Annotated in this window: 12 protein-coding genes; 6 read left to right on the plus strand and 6 right to left on the minus strand. The window is 66.5% G+C overall.

All coding sequences use genetic code 11. The annotated features are described in order from the left end of the window. Window positions 1-22 precede the first annotated feature (22 nt). From XH96_RS30150 to XH96_RS30165, 4 genes are all read right to left on the minus strand, one after another. Window positions 23-1,531 (minus strand): glycosyltransferase family 39 protein, encoded by a 1,509-nt coding sequence (locus XH96_RS30150; RefSeq protein ID WP_194389190.1) that lies wholly within the window; start codon window positions 1,529-1,531, stop codon window positions 23-25. 232 nt (window positions 1,532-1,763) lie between these two features. Next, window positions 1,764-2,636, minus strand: coding sequence for a ribonuclease HII (locus XH96_RS30155; RefSeq protein WP_194389191.1), 873 nt, complete (start codon window positions 2,634-2,636; stop codon window positions 1,764-1,766). A 72-nt stretch (window positions 2,637-2,708) separates the two neighbouring features. Beyond that, window positions 2,709-3,164: a VOC family protein gene (locus XH96_RS30160; RefSeq protein ID WP_194389192.1), complete on the minus strand. Its 456-nt coding sequence runs from the start codon at window positions 3,162-3,164 to the stop codon at window positions 2,709-2,711. Window positions 3,165-3,187: 23 nt separating this feature from the next. Further along, window positions 3,188-4,351 (minus strand): PA0069 family radical SAM protein, encoded by a 1,164-nt coding sequence (locus XH96_RS30165; protein ID WP_194389193.1) that lies wholly within the window; start codon window positions 4,349-4,351, stop codon window positions 3,188-3,190. 209 nt (window positions 4,352-4,560) lie between these two features. Here XH96_RS30165 and XH96_RS30170 point away from each other — a divergent pair, with 209 nt between their 5' ends. From XH96_RS30170 to XH96_RS30185, 4 genes are all read left to right on the plus strand, one after another. After that, entirely contained in the window at window positions 4,561-6,975 is a 2,415-nt protein-coding gene (locus XH96_RS30170) for a phosphoketolase (RefSeq protein WP_194389194.1), read from the plus strand. Window positions 6,976-6,977: 2 nt separating this feature from the next. Then, window positions 6,978-8,168: an acetate/propionate family kinase gene (locus XH96_RS30175; protein ID WP_194389195.1), complete on the plus strand. Its 1,191-nt coding sequence runs from the start codon at window positions 6,978-6,980 to the stop codon at window positions 8,166-8,168. A gap of 83 nt (window positions 8,169-8,251) precedes the next feature. Then, window positions 8,252-10,180 (plus strand): hypothetical protein, encoded by a 1,929-nt coding sequence (locus tag XH96_RS30180; RefSeq protein ID WP_194389196.1) that lies wholly within the window; start codon window positions 8,252-8,254, stop codon window positions 10,178-10,180. Window positions 10,181-10,190: 10 nt separating this feature from the next. Continuing rightward, window positions 10,191-11,801 carry a PEP/pyruvate-binding domain-containing protein gene (locus tag XH96_RS30185; protein WP_194389197.1) on the plus strand — a complete coding sequence of 537 codons (1,611 nt, stop codon included), beginning with the start codon at window positions 10,191-10,193 and terminating at the stop codon, window positions 11,799-11,801. On the opposite strand, the gene XH96_RS30190 is transcribed toward XH96_RS30185, so the two are convergent. Continuing rightward, complete coding sequence (locus XH96_RS30190) at window positions 11,795-12,634, minus strand: RMD1 family protein (RefSeq protein WP_246789789.1); 840 nt, start codon at window positions 12,632-12,634, stop codon at window positions 11,795-11,797. The two genes, XH96_RS30185 and XH96_RS30190, sit on opposite strands and share 7 nt — an antisense overlap. Before the next feature lie 322 nt (window positions 12,635-12,956). Here XH96_RS30190 and XH96_RS30195 point away from each other — a divergent pair, with 322 nt between their 5' ends. Both XH96_RS30195 and XH96_RS30200 read left to right on the plus strand, forming a co-directional pair. Next, window positions 12,957-13,532, plus strand: coding sequence for a glycosyl transferase (locus XH96_RS30195; RefSeq protein ID WP_194389198.1), 576 nt, complete (start codon window positions 12,957-12,959; stop codon window positions 13,530-13,532). A gap of 63 nt (window positions 13,533-13,595) precedes the next feature. Continuing rightward, a complete protein-coding gene (locus tag XH96_RS30200) occupies window positions 13,596-14,555 on the plus strand; it encodes a helix-turn-helix domain-containing GNAT family N-acetyltransferase (RefSeq protein ID WP_194389199.1) in 960 nt (319 codons plus the stop codon). Between the two features lie 270 nt (window positions 14,556-14,825). Here the strand turns inward: XH96_RS30200 and moaB are convergent, their stop codons facing one another. Then, the gene (gene moaB / locus XH96_RS30205; protein WP_194389200.1) at window positions 14,826-15,389 is read right to left on the minus strand and encodes a molybdenum cofactor biosynthesis protein B; all 564 of its coding nucleotides are present in this window, start codon (window positions 15,387-15,389) and stop codon (window positions 14,826-14,828) included. Between the last annotated feature and the right edge of the window lie 39 nt (window positions 15,390-15,428).

Genomic DNA, 15,428 nt, shown 5'->3' on the forward strand with positions numbered 1-15,428 from the left:
CCCGGAATGACACTAGTCTAGCCTACGTCCCCTTTGGCCGCACGATGGCCCAGCCGATGCGGAGCAGCTGCTGGCGGCCGGTCACCAGCCATTCGAAGGCGCGCGGGACTTCCGGCACGATGCCGGGGAAGCGCTTGAGGATGTCCGGCGGCGGGGTGCCGGCGGTATCGGATGCGCGCCAGACCACGACGCCCCCGGTCTCGCTGAATTTTGCCTGATTCATCCACGGCGTGCGCGCAGGATCGGCATCGATGAACAGATGCGGCCGGCCGGAATGCAGCGCGATCAGGCTGGCGAGTTGCGTCTCGCCGGCGACGGCACGCAGGCGATGGTTGGTGCGACGGGCAAAGCTCTCGTCGAAGAAGTCCGAGATCGCGCGCGCCGGCATCGAGGTCGCAATCTCGTTGGCGCCGGTCCACGGCAGGAACAGGACGGCCAGCACCACGCCGGCGGCGGGCGCGACGATGGCAGCAGCCCATACCGTGCGCAGCATCCGCGTGCGGCGCATCGCGATGAGATCTCCGGCCGCAACGACCACGGCAAGCCCGGGCATGACCAGCACGACACCGGCGCCGCCGACGACGGAGTCGAGCCCGAGCAGGCCGGAGATCAGCACCGCGCCGAGCGGCGGAGCCAGCGCGAAGAAATACACGAAGTTGCGCGCAAGCGGCTGGACCGTCGGGCGGTAGATGATCGGCGGTTCCTCGCCCTTGCCGTCGAACAGCCCGGTGTTGAGGAAGGTCAGCGCCGGGATCGCGGCAGCCCCGAGCACCAGGCCGCCGAACAGCCAGGCCGCATGCAGCGCACGAGCGTTGAGCTCGGCGACTTGCGGCAAGGCCGGCATCGTCAACGTCTCGGCCCGCATCAGCCACACCGCATAGGGCAACGCCAGCACGGCGACGACGATCAGTGCAAAGAGCGGATCGAGCCCACGCAGGGTCCGGCGGCCGCCGGCGGTCGAGACCGCGAAGACGACGATCAGCCCGAGCAGAAAGATCGCCGCCGGCGTCGTCAGCAGCAGGAGGCCCGCTTCGATCGACCAGGCGAACCAGGCATTGCCGCGGCGCAGGCCGATGATCTGCCAGGAATGCAGCAGCAACAGCGCCCAGAGCGGCCGCGCCAGCACCAGGGGACCGAAGTCGAGCGCAGGCGAGGAGAAGGCCAGCACTGTCATCGTCAGCAGCACGGCGAGCACCGCCTGCTGCGAGCCGACCACGGCGCGGGAGAGATGATAGAGCGCGATGAAGGTCGCGATCTCGCAGAGCTGGGCGAGGACATAGACGCCCAGCATGTGGCCGCCGGCGGCGCGATAGGCGATGTCGGCGAGCCAGACCGGCAACGGCGGGCCGAGATCGGTGCCGACCTGGTATTCCCTGCCGAAGGCCAGCAGCGTCGCGAGGCTGCCGGGCGGGCTGCGGTAGAACACCAGCGCCACGAACAGCCACATCAAAGCCTGGAGCAGCACGGCAATCCACACGATCAGCCGCGGCCGGGCGCGAATGAGCTCGATGACCAGGGAGGTAAACCGCATGCAACGTCCGAATGATGCAGCCAGTCCAGCCGGCCCTATTCGCTCACGAACACTTTGATAAGGGGCACCGCGCGTCGTGGCAACTTCGGTCTGCCCCCTCTCCCCGTTCTTACCGGCTGAGGCACAAGCACACCTGAGCTATCGGTCGTCATGCCCGGGCCTGGGACGATGCGTAAGGCGTGGATGGCCGGGTCAGCCCGGCCATGACGGATGGTAGAGCTGTGGGGTCGATTTAGAGATTTGCCGAGACGTCGATCTCGACGGCTGTGTCCACTTGCACCTCGACCGCTGTCACCGCGAACAGATCCTGCACCGGCTCGACCGTCCACGGCATGTGCTTGGCGCGGGCGGCGACGACGGGAGCGAAGAAGCTGCGGTGGTGGATGGTTGGACCCAGGCGGTCGAGCGCGTCGAGGTGCTCGGGGACGGCGTAGCCCTTGTGCTGCTCGAAGCCGTAGCCGGGGCAGTCCTGCGCCAACGCGCACATCAGCCGGTCGCGCGTCACCTTGGCGACGATGGATGCCGCGGCGATCGACAGCACGATACCGTCGCCGCCGATCACGGCCTCGCAGTCGCATTCGGTGTCGAGCCGGTCGCGGCCGTCGACGAAGACATGCCTGGGCGTCTCGGGCAGTGCCACCACGGCGCGCTTCAGCGCCCACAGCGAGGCACGCAGGATGTTGTCGCGGTCGATCCGCGAGGGCGAGGCGACGGCGACCGAGACCTGCGCGGTGGCGCAGATCTTGTCGAACAGCTTCTCGCGCTCCTCGGCAGTCAGCCGCTTCGAATCATCGATGCCGCGCGGGATGCGATCGGGATCGAGAATCACAGCCGCCGCCACCACGGGACCGGCCAGCGGGCCGCGGCCGGCCTCGTCGCACCCGGCAACCGGCCAGACGCCGCGCTTGATCAGCGCACGCTCGCGGCGGAAGCTGGGGGGAGCAATGGCAATGATGCCTTTCCTGCCGGCAGGAACCTTCGGAGCCTTGACTGCAGATGTTTTGGCCGCAGGCGTCTCAGCCAGCTTGGCAGACGCAGCCTTCTTCGCAGACGCCATTTTTGGCGCGTCCTTGGCTGGGTTCTTGGCGGAATTGTCCCGAATCATAGCCGGGATCGTGCGCAAGGGGCTTCGCCGGCGCAACCGGGAACCCAGGATATTCCCACTATTCAGGCCGTCCTAGTCCGCCAGATGCACCCGGCGGTCCTCGCCCACCTCGATACCGGGCGCGACCACGACCTCCCAAGGATGGCCGTCGGGGTCGGTGAAATAGCCGGAGTAGCCGCCGTAGTCGGTCTCGTGCGCCGCCTTCAGCAAGCTGGCCCCCTTCCCGATGGCGAAGGCCAGCACCGCATCGACCTCCTCATGCGTCCGGCAGTTCCAGGCGAGCGTCATGCCGCGAAAAGTCGACGGCCTCGGCGCGTCCTGCAAGGTCGCATCTGCAGCGAGCTGCTCCCACGGATACAGGGCGAGCACCGGACCGCCGGTATCGTAGAAGGCGACGGCCTCGCCGGTTGCCTTCAGCCGGCGCGAGAAGCCGAGTGCATCGTAAAAGGCGATGCTGGCGCGGATGTCTCTCACGCCAAGCGTGACGACGGTGAGCCTCGGCACCGGAGCCGCCAATTCCTGACTCATACCATGCCTCTTCCACCTTCCCGTCAGAACAGGCTGAGCTGATCGCCGTTCCGCTTCGGCCGCGCAAAGTGATCCGTGGTCAGCTTGGAACGCCGCTTGTTGAGACCGAGCCTGTCGCAGGCGATCTCGAAGCGGCGGCCGATGGTCCAGGCCATCGGGCCGGTACCCTTCATCCGCTCGCCCCATTTCGCATCGTAGTCGCGCCCGCCGCGCATGTCGCGAATCAGGGTGAAGACGTGGCGATAGCGGTCCGGATAGTTCGCCATCAGCCATTCGCGGAAGAGATCGCGAACCTCGAGCGGCAGTCGCAGCAGCACATAGGAGGCTTCCTTGACGCCGGCATGGGCGGCGGCATCGAGGATGCGCTCGATCTCGGAATCGTTCAGCGCGGGAATCACGGGCGCGACCATCACCGTGGTCGGAATGCCGGCATCCGAGAGCAGCTTCAGCGCCTCCAGCCGCTTCGGCGGCGTCGAGGCCCGCGGCTCCATGGTGCGCGCGAGCTTCGGATCGAGCGAGGTGACAGAAATGGCGACCTTGGCGAGGTTGCGCTTGGCCATCCGCGCCAGAATGTCGATGTCGCGCACCACCAGCGCCGATTTGGTGACGATGCCGACCGGATGGTTGGCGCGTTCCAGCACCTCGAGGATTCCGCGCATCATCTTTCGCTCGCGCTCGATCGGCTGGTAGGGATCGGTGTTGGTGCCGATCGCGATCATCCTGGGTTCGTAGCCTGGGGCGGCGAGTTCCTTCTCGAGCAACGCCGGCGCGTCGGGCTTCACGAACAGCTTCGACTCGAAATCCAGCCCAGGAGAGAGGCCGAGATAGGCATGCGTCGGTCGGGCGAAGCAGTAGACGCAGCCGTGCTCGCAGCCGCGATAGGGATTGATCGAGCGGTCGAAGCCGATGTCTGGGGAATCGTTGCGGGTGATCACCTTGCGCGAGGTGTCGACACCGATACTGGTCTTGAACGGCGGCAGCTCTTCCAGGCTCTGCCAGCCGTCATCGAAAGCGACGCGCGCCTCGGCCTCGTAGCGGCCGCTGGCATTGGATTGCGCGCCCCGCCCTCGCCTTCGCGCGCGATCGATGGCGACGCCAAGCTCGGGGAAATCTGAAGGCGCACCCGCCGGCTCGGAGGGCGCCGTGACCGGCGGGTGCTTGAGAGCATGAGAGGATGCTGGACTCATGCAATCAAGATAGCATGCATAAGGAACAAATCAAGAACACAAACAAAAAACGTGAAAACAACCCCATGCAAAGTAGCCGCCCAAATTTCGGGCGCGCACCTTTGACCTCACGCAACACGCCCGTCACGAGGATTTCGTTTGATCCCCAACAGGGATCGATCGTGCCGGAACAAAGTTGGTGACGATCGCTGGGTGAAAGCCGAAGGAACATGACAATTCAACAAAAAACGGCCGCCGCGACCGGCGACCTCGATCTGCTCGATCGCTATTGGCGCGCCGCCAACTACCTCTCGGTCGGGCAAATCTACCTGCTCGACAATCCGTTGCTGCGCGAGCCCTTGCGGCCCGAGCACATCAAGCCGCGTTTGCTCGGCCATTGGGGCACCACGCCCGGCCTGAACTTCATCTATGCTCATCTCAATCGCGTGATCCGCGCCCTGGACCTCAGCATCATTTATGTCTGCGGCCCCGGCCATGGCGGCCCCGGCATGGTCGCCAACACCTATCTCGAAGGCAGCTACAGCGAGATCTATCCCGACATCGCGCGCGATGCGGACGGATTGCGCAAGCTGTTCAGGCAGTTCTCCTTCCCCGGAGGCATTCCGAGCCATGCGGCGCCGGAAACGCCGGGCTCGATCCACGAAGGCGGTGAGCTCGGTTACGCGCTGGTGCACGCCTATGGCGCGGCATTCGACAATCCTGATCTGATCGTCGCCTGCGTGGTCGGCGACGGCGAGGCCGAGACCGGCCCTCTCGCCGCGTCCTGGCACTCGAACAAGTTTTTGAACCCGGCTCATGACGGCGCCGTGCTCCCGATCCTGCATCTCAACGGCTACAAGATCGCAAATCCCACGGTGCTCGGACGGATGGGCGATGCAGAGATCCGCGATCTCTTCCGTGGGTTCGGCCACGAGCCGCTGTTCGTCACCGGCGATGATCCCAAATTGATGCACCGTGCCATGGCGGATGCGCTCGATGTCGCACTCGCCAGCATCCGCTCGATCCAGCTGCACGCCCGCGACGGGCGGCCAAGCATCGAGCGGCCACGCTGGCCGATGATCGTGCTGCGCAGCCCGAAGGGCTGGACCGGCCCGAAGGAAGTCGACGGCAAGAAGGTCGAGGGCTTTTGGCGCGCGCATCAAGTGCCGGTCGCCGGCTGCCGCGAAAACCCGGCACATCTGAAGGTGCTCGAAGACTGGATGCACAGCTACGAGCCGGAAAAACTGTTCGACGCGAACGGCGCGCTCGCTCCCGAGCTTCAGGCGCTCGCACCCGAAGGTGTCAGGCGCATGGGCGCCAATCCTCACGCCAATGGCGGCCTGTTGAAGAAGGAGCTGAAGCTGCCCGACTTCCGCAGCTTCGCAGTCGAGGTGCCGCAGCCGGGCGGCACCATCGCCGAAGCGACGCGCGAGATCGGCAAATTCCTGCGCGACGTCATCCGCCTCAACGCAAAACAGCGCAATTTCCGCATCATGGGGCCCGACGAGACCGCGTCGAACCGGCTGGATGCCGTGTTCGAGGCCACCGAGCGCGTCTGGATGGAGCCGATCGAATCCTACGACGTGCACCTCGCCCAGGACGGCCGCGTGATGGAGGTGTTGAGCGAGCATCTCTGCCAGGGCTGGCTCGAGGGTTATCTGCTCACGGGACGGCACGGCTTCTTCTCCTGCTACGAGGCCTTCATCCACATCGTCGATTCCATGTTCAACCAGCATGCCAAATGGCTGAAGGTCACGCGCGACCTGCCGTGGCGTCGCCCGATCGCCTCGCTCAACTATCTCCTGACCTCGCATGTCTGGCGCCAGGACCATAACGGCTTCAGCCATCAGGACCCCGGATTCGTCGATCTCGTCGCCAACAAGAAGGCGGACATCGTCCGCATCTACTTCCCGCCGGATGCCAACACGCTGCTGTGGATCGCCGATCACTGCCTGCGCACCTACAACCGCATCAACGTGATCGTCGCCGGCAAGCAGCCGGCGCCGCAATGGCTCTCGATGCGGGACGCGGCGACGCATTGCGCTGCCGGGATCGGCATCTGGACCTGGGCGGGAACGGAGGATGGAAAGGGCGAGCCCGACGTGGTGATGTCCTGCGCCGGCGACGTGCCGACGCTGGAGACGCTCGCCGCCGTCGACCTCCTGCGCAAGGCGCTGCCGGACTTGAAGATCCGCGTCGTCAACGTCGTCGACCTCATGACGCTGCAACCCAGGGAGCAGCACCCGCACGGCCTCTCCGACCGCGACTTCGACGGCCTGTTCACGTCGGACAAGCCCGTGATCTTCGCCTATCACGGCTATCCCTATCTCATTCACCGGCTGACCTATAGCCGCACCAACCATGCCGGCATGCATGTGCGCGGCTTTGCCGAGGAAGGCACCACGACGACGCCGTTCGACATGGTCGTGCTCAACGGGCTCGACCGCTATCATCTCGCGATCGAGGCGATCGAACGCGTGCCGGGTCTGGCGGCCAAGGCCGCGCATGTGAAGCAGCAGTTTCGCGACAAATTGATCGAGCACTCCCGCTATGTGCGCGAGCATGGCGAGGACATGCCCGAGATCCGCGACTGGGTCTGGCCGAACAGCGCCGGCGGCGACACGCCGGCCGAAGCCAGCGACTAGCCATGCCGGACACGATCCTCGTCCTCAACTCGGGATCGTCGAGCATCAAGTTCGGCCTGTTCGATGTCTCGGCGGCTGAGCCCTCCCTGCTCTGCAAGGGCCTGCTCGACGAGCACGAGGCAAAACCCCGGCTCGTGGTGAAGGGCCCCGCGGGCGAAGACCTGTTCGAGACACGACGGGACGCGCCGGACGCCGATGGCGGCCATCTGTTCGCCGACGTGCTCGGCTTCATCGAGGACCGGTTCGGCGAACGCAGCCTGCGGGCCGTCGGTCACCGCATCGTTCACGGCGGGCCGGATTATTCCGGCCCGGTCGCACTGACGGACGACATCACCGCGAAGCTGGAGGCATTGACGCCATTGGCGCCGCTGCACCAGCCGCGATCCCTTGCGCCAGTCCGGACCTTCGCGGCGATCCGGCCCGAGCTGACGCAGATCGCATGTTTCGACACCGCCTTCCACCACGGCCTCGCGCCGCCGGCGAGCCGCTTCGCCATCCCCAGGCGATTCGAGGCGCGTGGCATCCGGCGCTACGGCTTTCATGGCCTCTCTTTCGAATATGTCGCGGGGCGCCTGGCCGAGATCGCGCCGGAGTTCGCGACCAGACGGATTGTCATCGCGCATCTCGGCAACGGCGCCAGCCTCTGCGCGTTGCGCGATGGTCGCAGCATCGACACCACGATGGGGCTGACGCCGCTCGACGGCCTCGTGATGGGCACGCGCTGCGGCACGATCGATCCCGGCGTGCTGCTCTATCTGCAGCAGCACGAGAACATGTCGGTCGACGAGGTCCAGCACCTGCTCTATCACGAGTCAGGCCTGTTCGGCGTCTCCGGCACCTCCGCGGACATGCGCACGCTGCTGGCGAGCAGCGCGGCTGCGGCGCGAGAAGCCGTCGATCTCTTCACCTTCCGTGCGGCGCAGGCTGTCGCGATGATGACGACCACCCTCGGCGGCCTGGACTGCCTGGTCTTCACCGGCGGCATCGGCGAGCATGCCAAGGAGATCCGCGGCGCGATCGGCGAGCGTCTCGCCTGGATGGGCGTGCGCATCGATGCCGCCAGCAACGACCCAGCGCGCGGGCGCATCAATCGCGGCGACAGCACCGTCGATATCTTCGTTATCCCGACCAATGAAGAGATGACGATCGCGCGCCATTGCGCCGCTCTGATCCGTGGGCGCCACGTCACGTGACATTTTTATGAATGATCTGCCGCAATGCTGCCGCCGTGGTTTCGCGGCACAGATACCGCATCAATCCTGGTTGCGGACCGATCATGAAGACCCAGATCATCGAAGAGCTCGGACAAGGCAGCATCCTGTTGCCCGCGCTGGTGGCGGAAGGGCTCGCCGCCAACGACCGCATCAAGGTGCGGATGAGCGCGTTGCAGGCGGCGGCCCGGCATGCGCAGGAGCCTGACCGACCCGCGAATGACCTTGCCGTCGAAAGTCAGACTGCAGGCATCGCCCCCGCGGGGATCGCGGCGCTGATCGGAGGCGCCCGTCTGATCGGACAGGGCCGGCTCGCGGCCCCCGATCTTGCCAAGCTGATGCAGGAGATTGCGGACGATGCTGCGGCCATGATCCGCGCCGTCGGCGCCGGCGCGGTGAGCGACGGCGAACGGGCGCAGGCGCGGCTCGACGCGATCCGCACAGCCGGCCTGCTCGATGCCACCGGCGAGATCGAGATGTCCCGCATCTCGCGCCTGACCGGCGTCGCCGACGCAGGCAGCGACAGCCTGCATCGCCTCGTCATGGATCTGCACAAGCAGCTCAACAGGCTTGCGGCGAGTTGCTCGGAGGAAGCGCTCGACGGCGCCCATGTCTTCGGCTTGCACAGCGAGGACCGGCCAGCCGTCGCGGCCTTCATGAAGGGCCTGAACGCGACGCGGGGTCTCAAGTTCAACCATCCAGGCCTCGACACCATGGCTACGCGCGCCGGCGGCCGGCTGCTGATCCAGAACGACATCGGCACCACGGACGCCCATGTCGTCGTGATCGCGGTGAAGAAGAACGCGGTCACCGTCACCTACACGGACGTGCACCTGGCGCGGGCGAAGTTCTTCATCTCGCTGTTCGACGAATTCGAAGCAACCTGGAGCGGGCTCGATCGCCACACCGCAGCCGGCCTCGGCGAGGACAACTCATTCTATCTCGTCACCGGGCAGTATCAGGCCGGTCACGCCGCGGATCGCAACGAATTCCTCGCAGCGCTCGGTGCCGCACTGGTTTTCCTGATCGACTGGAACAAGGCGCGCAAGCTGCTCAGGACCTGGGTCGCCAAGGATGACGCGGCACGCATCCTCGAATGGGCTGCGCGTCAGCGGATCGGCCATCGCGGCTTCCTCGAGCTCGGCGGCAACGATCTGCTCGGCTCCGCTGTCCGGAACGCCGCCCCCACACGGATCGGATTCGGCGAGCGGCTCGACCAGGCGCTCGGCCGCAACGCTGCGATCGATTTTCTGAAGGCATCTCTGCGCGCCTCCACCGAGGCACTGCTTGCAGGCCGCTCGGTCAGGACGGTGCGCGACCAGATCGAAGCCGATCTGATGCGGCACCTCGATCGCGTCGACGGCACTCTGCTGGCAGCCGTGCTGCGTCAGATCGGCCTCGCCCACGATCTCGTCGCGGCGATCTCGCGCCATATTGCCGCGCTCCGCGCGAACCAGCCCGCCGACGGCAAGCTGTTGACGCAACGCTGCGGCGCGATCGAGCAGAAGGCCGACAGAATCGCGATCGAGAGCCGCAACGAGGTCGACCGCCTCAATGCCCGCCCGCTGATCGGCCAATTGATCGATCGCGCCGAGGAAGCCGTCGACGAGCTGGAGCAGGCCGCATTCATCGCCGCGCTGATGCCGGAAAGGACCGATCCATCCCTGCTGGAATCGCTGGCCGAGCTTTGCACCGTGGCAGAGACCGCGACCGAAGTGGCCGCGAGCGGCGTCGCGGCAGCGATCGACGTGCCGGAAGGACGGCGCGCCGATTCCGAGGACGCGCTCTCCGCCGTGACCCGCCTGATCGACGCCGAACACGCCGCCGACCGTCGCGAACGGGCGATCACTGCACTGGTCTTCCGCGGCGGCTTCGACGTCGCGACCTCGCTGTCGGTGATCGAGCTCGCCCGCGCCGTCGAGCGCGCCACCGACCGCTTCGCCGCATTCGGCCATCTGCTCCGCCGTCACATCATGATCGATCTCGCAGCTTGAGGAAGCCACCATGCATATCGTTCGTATCGGCGCTGAGGCTGCCGAACTGCAGCCCGCCGAGGAGATCGGCGCCAAGGCCGCCAATCTCGCCCGCATGGCGGCGCTGGGCCTGCCGGTGCCGCCTGCCTTCGTGCTCCCGGTCAAGCTCTGCGCCGACATCATTGCCGGCCAAGCGCAGGCCACGCGACACCTGCGCGATGGCTTGAAGGAGGGAATCTCGTTCCTGGAGAGCGCCACCGGAAAGCGCTTCGGGGACCGCCGGCAGCCGCTCCTGGTGTCGGTGCGCTCGGGGGCGGCGCGATCAATGCCGGGCATGCTCGACACCGTTCTCAACGTCGGCTGCACGGTCGATGCCGTGCACGGCCTGATCCGCGCGACCGGCCGGCCGCGGCTCGCCTGGGATTGCCGCCGCCGTTTCCTGGAGAGCTTTGGCGAGACCGTGCTCGAGCTCGACCCGGCCGCCTTTGCCGCCTGCATCTCGGAGCTCGTCGGAGCGGAAGACGCCGGCAGCGACCGTGAGCTCGACAGCGACGCGCTCGAGCGGCTTGCCGGCCGCGAGCAGGCGCTGGTCGAGGATCGCGCCGATGCCCCGCTGGAGGACGCCTTCGCGCAGTTGGAGGCGGCGGCCCAGGCGGTTTATCGCTCCTGGATGAGCGAGCGAGCGCTGACCTATCGAAGCCTCCAGCACCTCGAAGCGCTCGAGGGTACCGCCGTGACCGTACAGGCGATGGTCTTCGGCAATGGCGGACTTGCCTCCGGCGCGGGCGTGGCATTTTCGCGCGATCCATCGACGGGCGCGCGGCGCCCGATGATCGACCTCGTCCTCGATGCGCAGGGTGAGGACGTGGTTTCCGGAAGACACACACCTGACACGGCCGAGGCGATCGCCCGCGAGCTGCCGAAACTCGAATCGGAACTCGGCGATGTCCTGAGGCGACTCGAGCACGCGTTCGCCGACGTCCAGGACGTCGAGTTCACGGTCGAGAATGGCCGGCTCTGGATCCTCCAGACCCGCACCGCCAAGCGCACGCCGCGGGCCGCCGCCAGGATCGCGATCGACCTCGTGCATGAAGGCCTGATCTCGAAGGACGAGGCCTTGGAGCGGATTGCGGAAATCGACCTCGCCTCGCTCACCGAGACCAGGCTGGTTTCCTCCAGCAAGCCCGCGACGACCGGCATCGCCGCCTCCGGCGGCATCGGGATCGGACGCGCGGCGTTCTCGTCCGAAAGCGCCCAGCGCCTCTCGGCGGCGGGCGAGCCGGTCATCCTGCTGCGCCCCGATACCAGCACCGCCGACGTCGCAGGCTTCGCGCTGGCTGCCGGCATCGTCACGTCGGTCGGTGCGCGCACCTCGCATGCGGCCCTGGTGGCGCGGCAAATGGGCAAGCCCTGCGTGGTCGGCTGCCGCGAGTTGAAGATCGATCTCGTCGCAAAGCGAGCCCAGCTCGGCCAAGTCGGCTTTGCCGAAGGCGAGTGGATGACGATCGAGGGCGACGCCGGAGAGCTCTATCTCGGACGCTGCGAGACGATCCGGACCCGGCCCGAAGCCGAGCTTGCCGAGATCGCCACGTGGCAGGCGCAATCCGGCCAACACGGCAGGCGCGCCGCCGCGCCTCAGTGAGTGCCGGTCAGGATCTGGAAACAGCCGATCGCGACCTCGATCACGATCAGCACCACGACCGCAATCTCCAGGCGGAGCGAGCGCTGGGTGTCGATGATGTCGGTCAGTGCGTTGGCGGTCTCCGACACCGCACTGAGCTTGCGCTCGAGCGTGTCGAGACGCTCCTTCAATTCGTACTCGTCTTCGAGACGGGAATAGAGCCGGTCGAGCTCGGGCTTCTCCCAGAGCACGTCGGGCTTCTCGGCGATCGCGACGCGGCCGGCGACGCGCTGCTGCACCAGCAGTGCATTGCCGATCAGTTGCAGAATGCCCTTGCGCCGGCGCGGCGTGCGGCCGCGTTCGGCGAGCTCCCGCGCAAAGGGCTCGATCACGTCGAAGACCGCGGCGACGCGGCGCTCGTCGCGCGCCAGCGACGTGCTCTTGGCGAGCGCATCGGCAACCAGCAACAGCCGGTCGTCGGAGAATTTGGCGAGGCAGATCGGCCCGCCCGGCTGGATCGCCTCTGCGGCTTCGTCGTGGCAGAGCTGTGCCTGCGCGATCTCCTCCTCGAACGGGCTGAGCTCTCCGGTGACGCGTGACTTCAGGTTGTCGATGAGGACCTTCTCCTCGGACGGAAGCAGCCCGATCAGCACGACGACGCCGTAGCGGAAGATCACGGCAAGACCGCCATGGACGCGGAAGGCGGCCGGCGTCGAGGACACCAGCGTGCCGATCTCCAGCCCCGACGCGTTGATGCGGTCGCCCAGCATCAGCGCCCGGATCCGCAAGGTCGGCGCAGCCTCCTGCTTCGGCGACGCAGGCGCCATGCCAGCGGCGAGTTGATCGGCGTTCATGTGAGGCCTCCCCCGGGACCAGGATCGCACATTCTCCGTTCGACCTTATCTGGCAGGCTTCGTCCTCGTCTGCGAGAGGCCGACCGCGCGCAACGAAGTGTTGCCATGAAACTTCGGGCTAATACCGCCGGGATGACCTTGTGCCGAAACATTCGGCAATATCCAGGCCCGCACATGACACATTTGGCTGCGATGACTGGCTGCGGTTTACCATCGCATGCCGAAGCGCCGCCGGAAAGTTGCACTCGGCGACGCTACGGGTTTATGACAACATCATATAAAACTACGCTTCTCCCGAAGTGCAGACACTGAAGCCTCAATCATGCTGAGCGTCATCATTCCGACCGAAGGTGTCGAGCAGACGGCGGTCGCAACCCTGGCCGCGCTGGTCCCCGGCGCCGCCGCGGGCGTCATCCGGGAGGTCCTTCTGGTCGACCGCACGCGCAATGGCGTCATCGAGCGCGTTGCCGACGTCGCAGGCTGCCGCTTCATCGCTTTCGAGGGACACTCGCAAGGCGCCGCGCTCGCCGCCGGCGCGCTCCAGGCCCGATCGCCTTGGCTGATGTTCCTGCCCGCAGGCGCCGTGCTGGAAACCGGCTGGATCGAGGAAACCACCCAGTTCATCCAGGCGGTCGCCAGCAGTGGCCGGGATCGCGCAGCCGTGTTCCGCTATGCACGCTCGCCTTACGTAAATACCGCATTCCGCGACGTCGCCTGGGCCGTGGCGCGCAAGCTCGTGGGTCCGCTCGGCGATCAGGGGCTATTGATTGCGCGTGATCATTACGACCGGATCGGCGGCTACCCGCCCCAGGCCCGCCATTCCGAGGCGCGGCTGCTCCGGCGGCTCGGCCGGTCGTCCCGGACCATGCTGCGCAGCCGGATCGTCATGGTCGGCTGAAGCGCCGAGATACTTGCCAATGTCAACCAATTAATTGACAATGGCAAATATCGAGGTGATCCCATGCTGTCGAAAGCTTCGTCGTCAAGCGCCGTGGCCGAAGGGGCCGACGACGACCACGTCGCAGCGGTTCGCGCCTTCAACCGCTTCTACACCCGCAAGCTCGGTGTGCTCGACCAGCACCTCGGCAAGAGTCCGTTCTCGCTCAGCGAGGCGCGGGTGCTCTACGAGCTCGCCCATCGCCACGACCTTGCCGCAAAAGAGATCGGAAACGAGCTCGGTCTCGATCCCGGCTATCTCAGCCGCATCGTCCAGAGCTTCGACGAGAAGGGGCTGATCACGCGGAAGCCCCTGCCCGCGGACCGCAGGCAATACCAGCTCAGTCTGACCGCCAAGGGCCGGCAGGCTTTCGCCAAGCTCGACCTGAGCTCGCAAAACGAGGTCGCCGCGATGCTGGCTCAGCTCTCGCCCGGCGATGCGACGCGGCTCACGCAGGCCATGGCGACCATCGAGGCCGTGCTGGAGCAACGCCGAAGCCCGCCCGCGGCGTTCATGCTGCGCAGCCACCGCGTCGGCGACATGGGCTGGGTCGTCTCCCGGCAGGCTGCCGCCTACGCCGCGGACTACGATTGGGACATCAGCTACGAGGCGCTGGTCGCCGAGATCTGCGCGCAGTTCATCAGGAATTACGACGCCGCGCGGGAGCACTGCTGGATCGCCGAGGTCGGCGGCGAGCCGGTCGGCTCGGTGTTCCTGGTCAAGGCCACGGACGAGATCGCAAAACTCCGCCTGTTGCAGGTGGAGAAGAAAGCGCGAGGCCTCGGCGTCGGCCGTGCGCTGGTCGAGCAATGCATCCAGGGCGCCCGCGAGCGGGGCTACAGCAAGATGACGCTGTGGACGCAGAGCATCCTGGTGGCTGCACGCGGCATCTATCAAAGCGCAGGCTTCAGGCTCGTCGCCACCGAGCCGCATCACAGCTTCGGGCAGGATCTTGTTGGGGAGACCTGGGAGCGCGATCTCTAACGCTCTTGCAGCGAGCGAGGTGCGCATAAATGGGCCCTCGCCCCTTGTGGGAGAGGGCATGTCAACCGGCAGACACGGGCTCGCCTGGGTGAGGGGTATCTCTCCGCGCGCGCCGTGTCGATAGATACCCCTCATCCGGCGCCATAGCCGAAGCTCCGCTTCGGCGTTCTTAAGAACGGCGGCAGAAGGCCGCCTATGCTACCTTCTCCCACATCCGCCTTCGCCAAGGCCTCGGCGGACATGAGGGAGAAGGGACGAAACGGCGCGCGCCTACACCGTCGCGCCTTGCGCCTTCGGCCGGCGCAGGTGCTCGTCCAGCCGCGGCATGATCTCGACGAAATTGCAGGGGCGCGTGCGGTAGTCGAGCTGGGCTGCGAGGATGCCGTCCCAGCCATCGCGGCAGGCCCCCGGCGAGCCAGGGAGACAGAAGATGTAGGTCGCGCCGGCGACGCCCGCGGTGGCGCGGCTCTGGATCGTCGATGCGCCGATCTTGGCGTGGCTCAGCATGTGGAATGCGATCGAGAAACCGTCCATGCGCTTCTCGAACAACGGCTCGATCGCCTCCGGCGTGACGTCGCGTCCCGTAAAGCCGGTGCCGCCGGTGGTGATGACGACGTCGACGCCGCCATCTGCAATCCAGCGGCGGATGACGGCGCGGATCGCCTCGACATCGTCGGTGACGATCTCGCGCGCGGCGAGATGATGACCCGCCGCGGTGAGGCGATCGACCAACGTCTGGCCGGACTTGTCATCCGCAAGCGCACGCGTGTCGGACACGGTGAGCACCGCGATGTTGAGCGGGATGAACTGCTTCGTTTCGTCGATGGAGGCCATGTTGCGTCTTTCGTGTCCCGGACGAGGTGCGGCGCATCA

The sequence above is a fragment of the Bradyrhizobium sp. CCBAU 51765 genome, assembly GCF_015291725.1.
Lineage (GTDB): Bacteria > Pseudomonadota > Alphaproteobacteria > Rhizobiales > Xanthobacteraceae > Bradyrhizobium > Bradyrhizobium liaoningense.

Coding starts and splice junctions, on each gene's coding strand:
- XH96_RS30190 (WP_246789789.1), bottom strand. CDS start 12,634: ATGAACGCCGATCAACTCGCCGCTGGCATGGCGCCTGCGTCGCCGAAG.
- XH96_RS30150 (WP_194389190.1), bottom strand. CDS start 1,531: ATGCGGTTTACCTCCCTGGTCATCGAGCTCATTCGCGCCCGGCCGCGG.
- moaB (WP_194389200.1), bottom strand. CDS start 15,389: ATGGCCTCCATCGACGAAACGAAGCAGTTCATCCCGCTCAACATCGCG.
- XH96_RS30155 (WP_194389191.1), bottom strand. CDS start 2,636: ATGATTCGGGACAATTCCGCCAAGAACCCAGCCAAGGACGCGCCAAAA.
- XH96_RS30175 (WP_194389195.1), top strand. CDS start 6,978: ATGCCGGACACGATCCTCGTCCTCAACTCGGGATCGTCGAGCATCAAG.
- XH96_RS30185 (WP_194389197.1), top strand. CDS start 10,191: ATGCATATCGTTCGTATCGGCGCTGAGGCTGCCGAACTGCAGCCCGCC.
- XH96_RS30180 (WP_194389196.1), top strand. CDS start 8,252: ATGAAGACCCAGATCATCGAAGAGCTCGGACAAGGCAGCATCCTGTTG.
- XH96_RS30170 (WP_194389194.1), top strand. CDS start 4,561: ATGACAATTCAACAAAAAACGGCCGCCGCGACCGGCGACCTCGATCTG.
- XH96_RS30165 (WP_194389193.1), bottom strand. CDS start 4,351: ATGAGTCCAGCATCCTCTCATGCTCTCAAGCACCCGCCGGTCACGGCG.
- XH96_RS30195 (WP_194389198.1), top strand. CDS start 12,957: ATGCTGAGCGTCATCATTCCGACCGAAGGTGTCGAGCAGACGGCGGTC.
- XH96_RS30160 (WP_194389192.1), bottom strand. CDS start 3,164: ATGAGTCAGGAATTGGCGGCTCCGGTGCCGAGGCTCACCGTCGTCACG.
- XH96_RS30200 (WP_194389199.1), top strand. CDS start 13,596: ATGCTGTCGAAAGCTTCGTCGTCAAGCGCCGTGGCCGAAGGGGCCGAC.